Here is a 15,059-nt window from a genome sequence, read left to right as displayed (position 1 = left end):
CCCTAGTCGCTTACTTGCGGTGCTTGTCGCGTTCAAGCTGCGCGCGCGCCTGCATCGAAATGTCTTGCGCGCGTATCCAGTCGGGAGAGCCCTTCTCGAGGCCCGCCTGGGCCGCGTTCGCGCTGCGCAGTGCCTCGGCCGGACTTCCGCTCATGATCTGTTGTTCGGCGCTGGCTAGCCGCGCGCGGGGCAGGTCGCCCCTCGCCCCGTAGACCATGCCGAGTTCGTACCAGGCGAACGGATTTTCGCGATCGCGGGCGACGGCGGCGCGCAGCACGGTCTCGGCCTCGTCAAGGTGCGCCTTGTCTTCGGTGGCGACCAGCGCGTGACCGAACGTGCTGGCGATCAGCGGATCGTTGCCGGTAAGTTCGGTCGCCCGCCTTAGCGGCGCAAGAGCTTCGTCGGGCCGGCCGGATTCGAGGAGCACCTGGCCCTTGATCTCGAGAAAATACGGATCGTTGGGTTCCATCGCCAGCAACGCATCCGCCTCGCGCACCGCGTCGGCGACCTTGGCGTCCTTGTGATAGGCGTAAACCCGCGCGTAGGTGGCCGGCTCGCCGGTCATGTACTCGGGATAGTGACGCAGGGTGTCGGCGGGTTTGGCTAGATAGCCGTAAAGCTTGGCTTTGACGCGCTGGAAGCGCTGTTCAAGCCGAGGATCGGTCTTCGTGTCCCAGGCAGGGTCCTTTTGGTAGTCCTCGCGCAGCGTGGCGATGCGGTCGCCGGACATCGGATGGGTGCTGGCATAGGCAGCGTCGTCGTCATGCGGATAGCCATAGCGGAATTCGAGGTTTTGGATCTTGCCGAAGAACTCGAGGCTGCCGCGTCCGGAAATGCCGGCCTTCGAGAGAAAGGTCGCTCCGGCGGCGTCGGCGGTAGCTTCCTGTCCCCGGCTGTAGGTGAGAAGCGAGCGATAGGCGACTTGCTGTCCGAGCGACATCGCCGCCATTGCCGCGTCGCCCGCGCCGGCCGCGGCGGCGGCGACTCCGAGCAACAGCGAAAGGATCGTGATCTTGGTCGCTCGGCCGTATTCTTCCCCGATGGCGATCGAATGGCCTCCAACGATGTGGCCAAGCTCGTGCGCGAGCACCCCCTGCACCTGGTTGGCGTTGTCGGCGGCGTTGATGAGGCCGGAGTTGACGTAGATGCGTTGCCCGCCTGCGACCATCGCGTTGAGCGACGGATCGTTGAGGACGACGACGTCGACTGAACCTTTCGGCATGCCGGCTGCCGCGACGAGCGGATTGACCATGTCCTGGAGCAGCTTTTCAGTTTCGGCATCGCGCAGGATGCTGACGTCTTGCGCGGCGACTTGCTGCGCGCCGAGGGCGAGCGCCGCGAGGAATGCAAGCGTGCGGGCAAATAAGCGCATCGGGACGCTGGTCTAGGCCTGCAAGGGCTGAACCGCGCCTGAAGCTGCGGTTTCACCCGGTCCCGGCATGACTTGGGCATTCATGGCGAGAGCGCTACACCCCCGCTGGGAGCTTGCCCAGCTTCGCCGCGATCAGCCAACCAGCTTCTTGGCGGCTTTCTCCACCAGTGCGGCGTCTTCCGGCACTTCGCCGAGGATGACCAACTCGCCGGTTTCGCTGCGGCGGACCATCAGCAGCGCGAATTCACTGCCGTAAGCCGCGATGTCGGCCAAGGCGACGGCGGGCATCTCGCGCAGTTTCTCGGCGAGAGCCTCGCGGGAATCCGCCGCCGGGTCGGCCTTGCCGCTTTCGGCGCGGCGGAGCTGCCGCTCGGCCTTGACCACGCCCTTGAGGCCGCCTTCGGCGCCGCGCAGGTAATCGGTGAGGCTGCCACGCGGCAGCTCGAGCCGGTGCGCGTGGCTGAGCGCCGCGGCGTACTCGGTCAGCCGGGTCTTGTCGTAATCCGCGCCGAACACGAGCTTGACCACCGGCGTCATCGGCGCGCGATCCTGAACGGTCAGGCCGGAATCGCTGACCAGCTCTTCGAAATCGGCCGGGCTTTCAGCCGCCGCCAGCGAGAAGTCGTAGGCGCGCCCGATCGCTTCGTAGAGCGCGTTGCGCGTGCGGTCCTCGTTGTTGCGTGCCTGCGCGGCCATCTCGCGCGCGGCGGCCAGCCAGTCGCCTAGCTCCATCTCGGCAGGGTCGAGGAAGCCGAGAGCGATCTCGCCGCCGGCCGGGCCACCTTCGTCAGCGCCCGCCGCGAAGGGAGCGAGCGTCGCGTCGCGCCCGTCCTCGGCTTCGGGGACTTGAAGCGCGGCTTCCACGTGATCCTCTGCCGCGAAAGTATCCGACGTCAACTCGACGCCGGCATCGGCTTCGAACCCGTCGAGCGCCATCACCGCGTCGTCGGCATATTCGAAATCGGGCATGTGGTCGGGCTCTACGGGATCGTCGCCGAGCAGGGTGAAACCGGTGAGGTCGACGTCGTCGGCGTCGTCGATATCGTCGGTCGCGGCGACACGGCCGCCGCCGATCGACATCAGCGAACCGAACTTCGGCCGCGGCAGGCCGTCGTCTTCGTCTTCGTCGCCTTCGTGCTCGCCTTCCTCCTCGTAATCGTCGTCGCCGAGGTAATCCTCGGCGCGGCCGGAGAAAGCGGGCAATCCATCGGCGAATCCGGCCGGTGCCGGCTCGTCGTCGAGCGCCTCGGCCTCTCCCGGCTCCTCGATCGAGAGCTCGAGCGGCTCGTCGTCGTCGATATCGTTTGCCGCAACGGCGCCAGGGCCATCGGCCCAGTCGGTCAGAGGGGCGTCTTCCACGCGCATGGGCGGGCTCTCGGGCTTCGCTTCAAGCGCCTGATCGACTTGCAGCAGCAGCTCGTCCGAAGTGTGCTGGTCGGCCAGCTCCTTCCAGTTGATCACGCCGTAAATGAAATCGATCGTCTCGTCATCGGACGAGAACGGCAGCAGGATTCCTCGATACAGGATCGTCGAGCTGCGCTGGTTGACGAATTCGGCCTCGAACCCGATCGGCGCCTGGTTGGCGAGAATCTGCATGTAATGATCGGTGATTCGGCTGAGCAGCGAGCGGCTTGGCACGTCGGCAAGAGTCTGGAGCTCGGTGACCGAGATGTCGCACTCCTGCGCAAGCTGCGCGCCGAGATAGGCAATGCCGGGGTTCTCGATGCCGCGGCTGAAATCGAGCAGCACCGAATAGGGGCCGAAGTCGGGAAGGTTGCCCGGCTCGAGGTCGTCGATCGCCGGGAAGTTGCGGTCTTCCAGCAGACTCGCCCAGTGATTGTAAGCGCGCACCTGCATGCGGCGCTCGTCCTGCCCGATGGCGAGCGGCGGCGCTTCGCGGCCGGATTCGTCATCGCCGGGCTCATGCCCGTGCGAATCCTCCAGCGCGTCGAAATTGCCCCTCAGCGTGTCCATTGGGCATGCCCCCGGTTACCAGTCACGGCGCCCTTGTCGCCCCGCGTGGTAAATTAACCGTTAAACGCGTTATCGAAAGGCCCTTGGCACGCCGCCGGTGACGTCAGTCCTTCCGCCCGAACGAGCTGCCGCGGCGGCGCGACGTCAGCCCGCGATGCGGCCCCACCCGCTGCACTCGGGATCGGCGCCGGTGACGAGCCGGCGCAGCGCGGCGCGGGCAAGCCGTTCGGTCTCGGCTTTGCGGCGCGCCGCGGCGAGCGGATGGCTCGGCGCCGGCCGGACGATCTCGGCATCGTACTCGTCGGCGACGATCACTCCGCAGCAGTCGGGACGGAAATCGGCTCCTTCGAGGCAGGCGCGGTCGAGCTCGGGCGGCAAGCCCCAATAGAAGCGATCGCAGAACTCGAGATAGTCGGGCCATTTGCCGTCACCCAGCAAGTCGCCGCGCGCGGTCTTGATTTCGACGATGACGATGTGCCCTTTGGCGTCGAGGCCCATCAGATCGGCGCGACGGCCGTTGCGCAGCGGCATCTCGGCGAGCAGCCAGAGGTCGTTGCGCGCGAACAGCCGGCAGATGCCGCGCGCGACCGCGTGCGCGCGGCGGTCGAACGACTCGTTCACGGCAGCAAGAGCGGGCTGGTCGGCCATGCCCCTGGTTGGAACAGACCGGGAACCAGGTCAAGCGGCGAAGTTCAGGCGCTGCGCCGAGGTCCCAGCGCCCCGCTCGGCGGCAGCAGCGCGAGAACCGCGGCGCGCGCCTCGGTGAACTCGCCCCACAGCGCCAATGCGGCGGGCCGCGGGCTGGCGCCGCGCGCGTCGACCCCGAGCAAGGCGGCGATGCCGGGTTCGAGGACCGCGGTCATGTCCTCGATTCCGCGTTCGGCAAGTTCGCGGCGCCACGGTTCGGCTTCGCGTATCAGGGCTGGGAAATTGCGCAGTTCCGGCGTGGGGGGCTCGGCCTCGATCCCAGCCAGTGCCGCGATGACCGCAGCGGCATCCTGCAGCGCCGCCCATTTGACGCTCAAAGCGCTGGCGGCGGACTGACCGAAGGCGGGGCGCGAGGAAGCGCCCGGGATCATCGATGGCGGAATGGCATTCATCGGACCCGACTAGCCCGCGCGCGCTTGCCAATTGGTTAGCGGCGCGCGCGGGAAATCCGGACTACTTGCCCTTGTCGGCCGGCGGCGGCCCGAACGGATCGTCCTCGCCGTCGAGTTTGAGGTCGATGTTCGCACCGGTCGCGTCGTCGGAGGTGAGCCGGTTGTTTTCGGCGCAGACGTATTCGCGCAGCTCGGCCGTGTCGGGCTTGTACGGCGTGCGGGTCACATACGGCGCGGCCAGTACCTCGGGATCGGTGACGGTCAGCTCGTCGATCAGCAGCTTCGGATTGACGAGATAGATCCGTTCGACGATCTTCATCTTGTCGCTGTGCTCGAGGCCGGGCGCTATGAAGGTTTCCGGACTGAAGCCGACCGTTTCTACAACCAGCGTGCTCCCCTCCCAGTGGCCGACCGAGGTGCCGTTGAAAAACGGATCGGGGTCGGCAGGAAGCGGCCGTCCGTCGGTGTAGATCCAGCGGGCCTGCTCGTAAGCTTCGGCATAGATTGTCACGCGCCCGGGCTGATAGCTGATATCGATCGGGAATGGCTGGTTCATGATTCCCGGCATCCCCGGCGGAAGGCAATGGGCCTGGGCATAGAGCGGCGGGCCGCTCTCCTTGTACTTGGCGTTATAGGCGTCGAGCTTGGCTTTCGCGGCCGGGGTCAATTGCGGCGGCACGCCGCGCGAGCCGAACAGCGCCGCCCAGTCGGGGTACCATAGACCGGTCAAGTCCGGCAGTTTGGCGAGCGCGGCATACTCGGTCGCCCGCGGCGCGTTGGCCATCGGCTTGCTGACGTCCGGCTTGGCGGCCGCGGCCGGCGGGCCGCCTTGGGCCAGCGCGGGGGCGACCATGGCGAGCGCTACGGCGCCGGCCAAAACCCGCGAAACATTGAAGACACCTCTCATTCCCACTCTCCGCCATAGGCTTTTTGATTTTGTCGCAAAGTGCGGCGACAAGGGCGGTCGAGTCAAGCAGCGGGTTGATTATGTCCGATTTGATTGTCACAATATTGGCCGAGATCAATTCCCGGTTCAGGGTAGGTGGTCCATGGAGAGTTGCATGACTGAGAGACATTCTCGCCGGAAGGCCGTCGCTGGCGCCGCCATTGCGGCCGGTGCCTTGTTCGCTACCGCTGTGCCGGTTCTGGCGCACCATTCCACCGCGATGTTCGAATGGGGCAAGGAACTGCCGATGAAGCACGTCACCGTCGAGCGGTGGGAGTGGACCAATCCGCACACCTTCCTCTACGTGCACGACGCGAGCGGCACCCGCTGGGCGTTCGAGGGCATGAGCCCGAATCACCTGGTGCGCTACGGCTGGTCGAAGCGTTCGGTGCAGCCGGGCGATGAAGTCGACATCACTTATTACCCACTGCGCGATGGCCGCAAGGGCGGCTTCAACGTGACCATTACCAAGGCCGGCGGCGAGACGCTCAAGCAGTTTGGTGAATCCGGTCCGCGCACCGCCCAGGCCCAGGCCAGCGGCAAGTAAGCCAAGTTGACTTGTTCCGATTCGCGCTCCAGCCGGCCGTCGGCGGCCCGGGCGCCTCTGCTTTTGCCTTGGCCTCGCCGCGCAAGGTTGCTAGGCGCTCGCCGCTCGCACCCGTAGCTCAGCTGGATAGAGCGCTGCCCTCCGAAGGCAGAGGTCACAGGTTCGAATCCTGTCGGGTGCGCCATTGCGGCTCGAATTTGTCAAAAATTGTCGCACCGCCTGCACTCGCCCTTGCGCAAGCTGCGCGGTTCCCGGAAAGCCGCCCCGGTTCGCCGCCGCCTGGGAAGGTATTCGCTGCAATGGTACGCTGGCCGTCGGTCGTCCGCCGTGGTGGCCTCCTCGCGCTGCTGACGCTGCTCGCCGCCTGCTCCGGCGGCGGTGACGCCGGCCGCCAGCGGCCACCGGCACAAGTTGGCTACTTCGTCGCCCGATCGAGCACGGTCCCGCTGTCGGTCACCCTTGGCGGACGCACTGTGGCTTACGAGACGAGCGAGGTGCGCCCGCAAGTGACCGGCCTCATCCAGCGGCGGCTGTTCGCCGAGGGGGCTTTCGTCCGTGCCGGGCAGCCGCTCTACCAGATCGATCCGAGCCTCTATCGCGCGGCGGCCAACCAGGCGCAGGCGAACCTCGCCAGCGCCCGGGCGAGCGCCGACGCCGCGCTCGCCAAAGCCAGCCGTTACAAGCCGCTGGCCGAGATGGAAGCGGTGTCCAAACAGGAATACACCGATGCCGCGGCGCAGGCCCGCGTGGCGCAGGCGGGGGTAGCGCAGAACGCCGCCGCCCTCGACACCGCACGCATCAACCTGCGGCACACGACCGTTCCGGCGCCCATCACCGGGCGCATCGGGCGTTCGCTGTTCACCGTCGGCGCGCTGGTCAGCGCCAACCAGGCCGACCCGCTGGCGGTGATCCAGAAGCTCGATCCGATCTACGTCGACATGCAACAGTCGGCAGCCGACCTCAGCTCCTTGCGCCGCGCGCTGCAAAGCGGCGAGATTGCTCCGGGAAGCACGACCGTGCACCTCAAGCTCGAGGACGGCAGCGATTACGGCTTTGTCGGTCATGTGCAGTTTTCGGAAATCTCCGTCGACCAGAACACCGGCACGGTGACGCTGCGCGCCAGCTTTCCCAATCCGCAGGGCTTGCTGCTGCCGGGTACGTTCGTGAAGGCGGTGTTCGACCAGGCCGTGCAGCCCAATGCCTTCCTGATCCCCCAGCCCGCCGTCCAGCGCGACTTCGATGGTTCGGCGTTCGTCTACCTCGTGGGGCCCGGCGACAAGGCGACGCGGCGCAAGATCGTCGCAGATCGCACGTACGGCACCAGCTGGATCGTCACCTCCGGCCTCAAGACTGGCGACAAGGTGATCACCCAGGGCCTCGCCAACCTCAAGCAAGGCGACAAGGTCCGGCCGGTGCCGCAGAACGCGCCGCAAAAGGTCGGAGCGCCGCGCGGAGGCGGCGAGTTCCCGGGCAAGCGGCCGGGCTAGGCCATGTCGCGCATCTTCATCGACCGGCCGATCTTCGCCTGGGTGCTGGCGATCGTGGTGATGTTCGGCGGGGTCGGCGCGCTGTTTTCGCTGCCGATCGAGCAATACCCCGACATCGCCCCGGTTCAGGTCAACGTCTTCGCCAACTATCCAGGGGCCTCCGCGCAGACGATCGAGAACAGCGTCACCCAAGTGCTCGAACAGCAGCTCACCGGGCTCGACGGACTGCTGTACTTCAGTTCGCAGTCGAGCTCGCGCGGTTCGGCGAACATCAGCGCGATCTTTGCGAAGGGCACCGACCCCGACATCGCCCAGGTGCAGGTGCAGAACAAGATCCAGACGGCCGTCTCGCGTCTGCCGGCCGAAGTGCAGCAGCAAGGCGTGCGCGTAACCAAGTCCAATTCGGACTCGCTGTTGCTGGTCGCGGTCTACGACACCACCGACACGCGCAACTACCAGGACGTCTCCGACTATCTGGCGTCGAATATCCAGGACCCGCTGTCGCGCGTCGATGGCGTCGGTGACGTCAATGTCTTCGGCTCGCCGCACGCCATGCGCATCTGGCTCAAACCGCAGGAGCTCGCCGCTTTCCAGCTTATGCCAGGTGACGTCATCGACGCCATCCGCAGCCAGAACACCGAGGTCGCCGCGGGTGACGTCGGCGGCCTGCCTGCGCCGCCCGGGCAGCTGCTCAACGCGACGGTCACCGCACAATCGAAACTGCAGACCCCCGAGCAGTTCGGCAACATCGTCCTCAAGACGTTGACCGACGGCTCCTCGGTGAGAATACAGGATGTCGCGCGAGTCGAGGTCGGCGCCGAAAGCTACAACATCATCCTGCGCATGAACGGCCACCCGGGCGCGGGCATGCAGATCTCGCTCTCCCCCGGGGCGGATGCGCTCAAGACCTCCGACCTGGTCAAGGCCAAGATGGCGCAGCTGGCGAAGAACATGCCCGACGGGCTGTCCTACGCCTATGCCAACGATTCGAGCGATTTCATCCGCCTCTCGGTGCACGACGTCGAGAAGTCGCTGCTCGAGGCGATCGTGCTGGTCGTGATCGTGATGTTCGTGTTCCTGCAGAACTGGCGCGCGCTGCTGGTCCCGGCCATCGCCGTGCCGGTCGTGCTCCTCGGCACTTTCGCGGTGTTCTACATCTTCGGCTACACGATCAACACGCTGACGCTGTTCGGGCTCGTGCTGGCGATCGGCCTGCTGGTCGACGACGCCATCGTGGTGGTCGAGAACGTCGAGCGGCTGCTGCACGAAAATCCCGGCATGAGCGCGCGGGACGCGACGATCATCTCGATGCGAGAACTGCAGACCGCCCTGGTGGCGATCGCGCTGGTGCTCTCGGCGGTGTTCCTGCCGATGGCCTTCTTCGGCGGCTCCACCGGCGTGATCTACCGGCAATTCTCGGTGACGATGATCTCGGCGATGACGCTGTCGGTGCTGGTCGCGCTGATCCTCAGCCCGGCGATCACTTCGACCGTGCTCAAGGCAAGAAAGGCGCATGGCGAGGAGCCGGGGCCGAGCGCGTTCGAGCGGCGGTTCCCCGGCGCGACGGCGCGGGTCCGAGCCGCGCAAAGGTGGTTCAACCGCACCTTCGCGAACCTCATCGAGCGCTATGCCGGCAACGTCGAGCGGGTGGTCGACCGCAAGTGGCTGTTCCTGGCGATCTACGCGGCCATCGCGCTGGTGCTGGTGCTGCTGTTCGTCCGCCTGCCGGGCGGCTTCCTACCGAGTGAGGACCAGGGTCGCGTGGCCGTGCAATGGCGCCTGCCCGCCGGTGCGACGCAGACGCGCACGCTCGAAGTGCGCGACATGGTCGAAAAGTACCTCATGCAGAACGAGAAGAGGAACGCCGGCACTGTATTTCTCGTCGCCGGCGGCGGCGGCGGCGGCGCCTCGGGGCAGAACACCGGGCAAGGCTTCGTCAATCTCAAGCCGTGGGATGAACGGCCGGGGAAGGAGAACACCGCCGACGCGATCGCCCAGCGCGCGACCGCGGCGTTTCGCGGTTTGCGCGACGCGCAAGTGTTCACGCTCGTGCCCGGCGCGGTGCGCGGGCTCGGGGACACTGCCGGCTTCAGCATGCAGCTGCAGAACTCGAGCGGGATGAGCCGCGAGCACTTTGCCGAGGCGCGCGACCGGCTGTTGGCGGCGGCCAACGCCGATCCCAAGCTGGCACAGGTCCGGCCCGGCGACTTGCCCGACGCGCCGACGCTCAAGGTCGACCTCGATACCCAGCGCCTCAGTGCTTACGGGCTGACCACAGCCGACGTGAACGCGACTCTCTCGGCCGCCTGGGGTGGGCGCTACGTCAACGACTTCATCGACAAGGGCCGCGTCAAGCGGGTCTATGTCCAGGGCGACGCCGAATATCGCGCGCGACCGGAGGACCTTGCGCAGTGGTACGTGCGCACGCGGAGCGGTGAGATGGCGCCGTTCTCGGCGTTCTCCAGCATCGGTTGGGCGACCACGCCGGCGACGAGCAGCCGCTTCGGCGGCGTGCCGGCCTACTCGATCTCGGGCCAGGCCGCGCCGGGCGTCAGCTCGGGCCAGGCGATGGACGAGATGGAAGCGCTGGCGGCGAAGATACCCGGCACCAGCGTCGCCTGGTCGGGCTCGTCGTACGAGGAGCGGCTGTCGTCGGGGCGTGCGCCGCTGCTCTACTCGTTGTCGCTGCTGGTCGTGTTCCTGTGCCTCGCGGCGCTCTACGAAAGCTGGTCGATCCCCGTCGCGGTGCTGCTGGTGATCCCGCTCGGCCTCGTCGGCGCGGTTTTCGCCGTGACCTTGCGGGGGCTCGAGAACGACGTGTTCCTGCAGATCGGCCTGCTCACCACGATGGGCCTCGCCGCGAAGAACTCGATTCTGATGATCGAGTTCGCCGAGCAGCAGGAGAAGAAGGGCGCGCGGGTTATCGAGGCGGCGGTGCGTGCGGCGCGAATCCGCCTGCGGCCGATCCTGATGACCAGCTTCGCCTTCATTTTCGGCGTGTTGCCGCTGGCGATCTCGACGGGCCCCGGCGCCAACAGCCGCATCGCCATCGGCACTTCGGTGATCGGGGGGATGCTGACCGCTTCCCTGCTGGCGATCTTTTACATCCCGCTGTTCTTCGTGCTCGTGAGGCGGAGCACGCGTGATGCGCTGAAAGCCGTACGCGAGCGTCTCACGCGCAGCGATGAAGGCGAGCGACCGGCATGATGCGGCGCCTGGCAATGGCCGCGGGCGCGCTTGCGCTTGCCGGTTGCTCGCTCGCGCCGCCATACCAGCGACCCACCGCGCCGGTTCCGCCGTCGTTTCCGCGCGGGGAGGCCTATCCGGCACCGGCCGAAAGTGGTCTCCCGGCGGTCTCCTACCGCGACCTGTTTCGCGACGGGCGGTTACAGGCGCTCATCGCCCAGGCGCTGACCGAGAACCGCGACTTGCGCATTGCCGCCGCCAACCTTGCCGCGGCGCGGGCGCAAGTACGGGTCACCCGCTCCGCGCAGTTCCCCGAGGTCGGCGCCAACGCGTCGGCCAGTTACCGCCGCGGCCAGGGCGAGAGCTACGCGCTGCAGGGAGGCGTCTCGTCGTTCGAGCTCGACTTGTTCGGTCGGTTGGCCAACGCCACTGCGGAGCAGCGCGAACGCGCGCTTGCCAGCGAGGCGGACGCGCGCATCGTGCGCATCGGCCTCGTTGCCGATCTCGCGCAGGCGTGGATTGCCTACGCCGCCGATCGCGACCTGCTGGCGATCGCGGAGGACACCGCTGCCAACGCCGGCAAGGCCGTCGAACTCACGCGGCTGAGGCTCAACGGCGGCATCGCCCCACGCACCGACTTGCGCCAGGCCGAGCAGGTGCTCGAGACCGCGCAAGGCGACGTCGCCGAGCAGAAGACCGCGCTGGCGCAGGACGAGAACCTCATTCGGCTGCTCGTCGGAGCTGAGTTCGACCGTTCTTTGCTGCCCGCCGGACTGGCCCAGATCGACGGCGAATTCGCCGCGCTGGCGCCAAGAACCAGTTCCGAAGTCCTGCTGCTGCGGCCCGACGTCGAGCAGGCCGAGCACTTGCTCGAGGCGGCCAACGCCGACATCGGCGTTGCTCGTGCCGAGCTGTTCCCGCGCATCTCGCTGACCGGGCTGCTCGGCCTGGCGAGCGATGCGCTCGGCGCACTGTTCACCGGCGGCGCATTCACCGCTACCGCGGGTGCCGACGCGGCCTACACCATCTTCGATGCCGGTGGCGGCCGGGCCCATGTCGCGGTCAGCAAAGCCGAGCGCGACGCGGCGCTGGCGCGCTACGAGAAGGCGATCCAGTCGGCCTTCCGCGAGGTGTCCGACGTGCTCGCGGTGCGCGGCACGATAGGCGACCGACTTGCCGCGGCGCGCGCCAACACCTCGGCCGCTGCCGACACTGCGCGGCTGACCGACGCACGCTACCGCGAGGGCATCGAGAGCTTCCTCGGCAGCCTCGTCGCCCAGCGCGCGCTCTACACCGCGCGGCGGCAGGAAGCGGCGGTTACCGCGACTTCGCTCACGAACCTGGTCGAGCTCTATCGGGCCCTTGGCGCCGATACCTTCGCCGAAGCCGCGCTGTAGCCCTTCGCCTCGCGCGAAAACTGGTGCGGGCGGCCGGACTCGAACCGGCACGAGCAAAGCTCAGGGGATTTTAAGTCCCCGGCGTCTACCATTCCGCCACGCCCGCAGCGCGCAGGCCTAGCCGCTCGGCGCCGCCGTTGCCAGCTTCGGCGGGGCGACGCTTGCTACGGGCCCTTGTAGTGGCACACCAGGAAGACCGGGTCCGCGCTGTCGAGGTTGTAGTCCGCCTTTACCGCCCCGAGGCCATCGCCGTGGGCGTCCTTGGGGATCGCAATGTTGCCTTCGCTCAACTCCGCGCCCGAAAAGTCCCCGGCCGCGCTCGCCTTGTAATCGACGACGCACGAATTGTTGCCGCTGGCGCAGTCGGAGCCATTGAAGCCTTTGTCGAATGCCTTGCGCAAATCGACCGCGTAGCGGGTCCCGTACGGCCGGGTTTGGCCCTTGAGCCGATAGTCGAGCTCGCTGACAGGCGCGTCCGCAGCGCCCGATGCGCGAAAGGCGAGCACGTAGCTGACCGGCTGGCCGACCATCGTCAGGTCCGCCGGGGTATGGACCGTCTGGCCCGCTCCCAGCCAGGCGACCGGTTCGCCAAGCGCGGTCATCAGTTCGGGCGAGACCTTCGGCGGACAGGCGATGTCGTCCGCCGATGCCGGCGCCGATGCGATTGCCGCAAGCGCGGCGGTAACGAGAACGAAGCTCCGCACGATTCCTCTCCCAAGAGAACCAACGCGATAATGGCCGATCTTGCCACAGATCGGTGCGCGGCGAAACGGCTTAGATCGTTCTACCCACCGTGCTCAGAAGTAGTGCGCGCTGGCGATCTCCGCCCCTTCGGACAGCGCGGCGAGCTTGGCCCAGACGATCTCGGGATCGAGGCTGTTGCTGCCCGCGTGAACCGAGAAGCCGCAGTCGACCCCGGCCATCACCCGCTCGCGCCCGAGCAGGTCGGCGTAGCGGCCGATGCGCTGGGCGATCAGCTCGGGATGCTCGATGTACGGGCTCTGCGGCTCGATCATGCCCGGGCACAGCACCTTGCCCTCGGGCAGCGGGTTGTCTTCGAAGAAGGCGAACTCGTGCGCGTGGCGCGGGTTCGCGCCTTCGAGCAGCACCGTCTGCGGCTTGGCCGACCAGACGATGTCGGCGATCTCGCCCAGCGCCACGTCGCAGTGGTGCGGGCCCGGGTAGTTGCCCCAGCACAAGTGCATGCGCAGCTGCTCGGCGGGAATGTCGCGCAGCGCATGGTTGAGCGCGGCGACGTTCATGCCGATGCGCTTGCGGAAATCCGCGAGCGACAGGTGCGTGAACTGCACGTGGCGGCCCATCGCCAGGTCCGGGCAATCGACCTGCAGCGTGATCCCGGCGGCGGCGATGGTCTCGTATTCGTGGCGCAGGCCCTCGGCGAGCGCGAAGACATAGGCCTCGTCGTCGGGGTAGTACTGGTTGGGAAAGAACAGCGCGGTCACGCCGGGCGACGCGGCCGACATGAAGGTCTCGTGCCCGCCGGCGAGGCGCTGGAGCCGCTCGGCGTCCTCACGCGGGGCGTCCATGTCGATCACCTCGATCGGTGCGGTGCAGGCCGGCGCGCTGCGCCTGGCGCGGCCCTTGTTGCCGAACACCTGCGCCTTGGCGCCGGGGAACTCCTCGAGGTCCTGGAACTCGTACTGCCCGGCCTCGCCGCCGAATCCCGACAGGCGGTGCTTGATGTAGGTGGCATAGCTGGGCTTCGACATCTCGCCGTCGTTGATGACGGTGATACCCGCCTGCCGCTGGCGCCCGACAACGTAGGCGGTGGCGCTTTCGATCGCCGCGTCGAGCTTGGTCTCGTCGACCGCCTCGCCGCTCTCGCGGGCGAACATCAGCTCGAGCAGGTAGTCCGGCCGCGGCAGGCTGCCGGTGTGGGTGGTCTTGAACGCCATCAGCTCAGTTCAGCCCGCACGATCCGGGCTCCGTCGGCCATCGCCTTCATCTTGCCGAAGGCGACCTCGCGCGGGAGGTATTTCAGGCCGCAGTCTGGCGCGACGATGATCTTCTCCTTGGGCACGTGCGGCAGCGCCTTGCGGATCCGCGCGGCGACCGTTTCCGGCTCTTCGACCGCATGGGTAGAGAGGTCCAGCACGCCGAGGATGATCGTCTTGCCGGGCAGCGTTTCGAGCACCGTGGTGTCGAGGTTGGACTGCGCGGTCTCGATCGAGATCTGCTGGACGTCGCTCGAAGCCAGTTCGGGCAGGAAGTTGTAGCCCTCGGGCCGCTCGTGAATCAGGTGCGCGTAGCCGAAGCAGATGTGCAGCGCGGTGGTGCCCTTCACCCCTTCGAGCGCGCGCTCGAGCGCCTTGAGGCCGTACATCCGCGCCTTGTCGGGCCGTGCCTGCATGTACGGTTCGTCGAGCTGGACCACGTCGCACCCGGCGGCGAACAGGTCCTTGATCTCCTCGTTGACCGCGGCGGCGTAGGCCAGGGCGAGCGCCTCGGGATCGTTGTAGTAATCGTCCTGCGCCTGCTGGCTCATCGTGAACGGGCCGGGCACGGTGATCTTGATCGCCTTCTCCGGGCTGGCGTGCTCGCGCAGGAACTGCACGTCGCGCACCTGCACCGCGTGGCGGCGCTTGATCGGGCCGGTCACGCGCGGCACCGGCACCGGTTCCCCGCTGCGGTCGAGCGCGGTGCCGTGGTTGTCGAGGTCGACGCCGTCGAGCGCGGTGGCGAAGCGGTTCGAATAGCTCTCACGGCGCATCTCGCCGTCGGTGATGATGTCGAGACCGGCGCGCTCCTGCTCGGCGATCGCGTAGACGGTCGCGTCGTCCCACGCCTGCTCGAGGTATTCGTCCGCCACGCGCCACAGGCCCTTCATCCGGGTGCGCGGCGGGAAGATGCCCGACAGGGCCTTGCGGTCGATCAGCCAGTCGGGCTGGGCGTAGGAGCCGACGAGCGAGGTGGGGAGGAGCGGGAGCTGCGGCATTCGGAAGACCTCTCGAAAGCCCTCCCCCTCGAGGGGGAGGGTTGGGTGGGCGTGATCCCCCTGCTAGCAATCGACGCGCGACCTGGGGCTGCGC

12 protein-coding genes and 2 tRNA genes are annotated in these 15,059 nt (G+C 67.4%); 5 read left to right on the top strand and 9 right to left on the bottom strand.

The window, feature by feature from the left end; translation table 11 throughout:
* Positions 1-10 precede the first annotated feature (10 nt).
* The 5 genes from G7B69_RS07040 to G7B69_RS07020 all read right to left on the bottom strand — a co-directional run bounded on the left by G7B69_RS07040 (position 11) and on the right by G7B69_RS07020 (position 5,353).
* On the bottom strand, positions 11-1,372 hold the full coding sequence (locus G7B69_RS07040; protein ID WP_166177606.1) for a M48 family metalloprotease: 1,362 nt from the start codon (positions 1,370-1,372) through the stop codon (positions 11-13).
* A 132-nt stretch (positions 1,373-1,504) separates the two neighbouring features.
* Positions 1,505-3,346, bottom strand: coding sequence for a PAS domain-containing protein (locus G7B69_RS17035; protein WP_166177604.1), 1,842 nt, complete (start codon positions 3,344-3,346; stop codon positions 1,505-1,507).
* A 144-nt stretch (positions 3,347-3,490) separates the two neighbouring features.
* Entirely contained in the window at positions 3,491-3,994 is a 504-nt protein-coding gene (locus G7B69_RS07030; protein ID WP_166177602.1) for an MmcB family DNA repair protein, read from the bottom strand.
* Positions 3,995-4,038: 44 nt separating this feature from the next.
* Positions 4,039-4,371 (bottom strand): hypothetical protein, encoded by a 333-nt coding sequence (locus G7B69_RS07025; protein ID WP_243415064.1) that lies wholly within the window; start codon positions 4,369-4,371, stop codon positions 4,039-4,041.
* 136 nt (positions 4,372-4,507) lie between these two features.
* Complete coding sequence (locus G7B69_RS07020; RefSeq protein ID WP_166177598.1) at positions 4,508-5,353, bottom strand: hypothetical protein; 846 nt, start codon at positions 5,351-5,353, stop codon at positions 4,508-4,510.
* 154 nt (positions 5,354-5,507) lie between these two features.
* Here G7B69_RS07020 and G7B69_RS07015 point away from each other — a divergent pair, with 154 nt between their 5' ends.
* The 5 genes from G7B69_RS07015 (at position 5,508) to G7B69_RS06995 (ending at position 12,009) form a co-directional block, all read left to right on the top strand.
* A complete protein-coding gene (locus G7B69_RS07015) occupies positions 5,508-5,939 on the top strand; it encodes a DUF6152 family protein (RefSeq protein ID WP_166177596.1) in 432 nt (143 codons plus the stop codon).
* A gap of 107 nt (positions 5,940-6,046) precedes the next feature.
* Positions 6,047-6,123 (top strand) — tRNA-Arg (locus G7B69_RS07010).
* A 115-nt stretch (positions 6,124-6,238) separates the two neighbouring features.
* Positions 6,239-7,426: an efflux RND transporter periplasmic adaptor subunit gene (locus G7B69_RS07005; protein WP_166177594.1), complete on the top strand. Its 1,188-nt coding sequence runs from the start codon at positions 6,239-6,241 to the stop codon at positions 7,424-7,426.
* A 3-nt stretch (positions 7,427-7,429) separates the two neighbouring features.
* Positions 7,430-10,633 carry an efflux RND transporter permease subunit gene (locus tag G7B69_RS07000; RefSeq protein ID WP_166177592.1) on the top strand — a complete coding sequence of 1,068 codons (3,204 nt, stop codon included), beginning with the start codon at positions 7,430-7,432 and terminating at the stop codon, positions 10,631-10,633.
* Complete coding sequence (locus G7B69_RS06995; protein ID WP_341479169.1) at positions 10,630-12,009, top strand: efflux transporter outer membrane subunit; 1,380 nt, start codon at positions 10,630-10,632, stop codon at positions 12,007-12,009. Before G7B69_RS07000 ends, G7B69_RS06995 begins: the two co-directional genes overlap by 4 nt.
* Before the next feature lie 21 nt (positions 12,010-12,030).
* Here G7B69_RS06995 and G7B69_RS06990 read toward each other — a convergent pair.
* The 4 genes from G7B69_RS06990 to G7B69_RS06975 form a co-directional block, all read right to left on the bottom strand.
* A tRNA-Leu gene (locus G7B69_RS06990) sits at positions 12,031-12,115 on the bottom strand.
* Positions 12,116-12,173: 58 nt separating this feature from the next.
* Positions 12,174-12,713 (bottom strand): hypothetical protein, encoded by a 540-nt coding sequence (locus G7B69_RS06985; RefSeq protein WP_166177590.1) that lies wholly within the window; start codon positions 12,711-12,713, stop codon positions 12,174-12,176.
* A 93-nt stretch (positions 12,714-12,806) separates the two neighbouring features.
* The gene (locus tag G7B69_RS06980) at positions 12,807-13,925 is read right to left on the bottom strand and encodes a cobalamin-independent methionine synthase II family protein (protein ID WP_243415063.1); all 1,119 of its coding nucleotides are present in this window, start codon (positions 13,923-13,925) and stop codon (positions 12,807-12,809) included.
* The gene (locus G7B69_RS06975) at positions 13,925-14,965 is read right to left on the bottom strand and encodes a 5-methyltetrahydropteroyltriglutamate--homocysteine methyltransferase (protein WP_166177588.1); all 1,041 of its coding nucleotides are present in this window, start codon (positions 14,963-14,965) and stop codon (positions 13,925-13,927) included. The genes G7B69_RS06980 and G7B69_RS06975 overlap by 1 nt, the downstream gene beginning before the upstream one ends.
* Between the last annotated feature and the right edge of the window lie 94 nt (positions 14,966-15,059).

This window comes from Croceibacterium segetis (assembly GCF_011320115.1).
GTDB classification, from domain to species: domain Bacteria; phylum Pseudomonadota; class Alphaproteobacteria; order Sphingomonadales; family Sphingomonadaceae; genus Croceibacterium_B; species Croceibacterium_B segetis.
The sequence above is the reverse complement of the archived record's forward strand: the minus strand, read 5'-3'. Positions and strand labels throughout refer to the sequence as shown.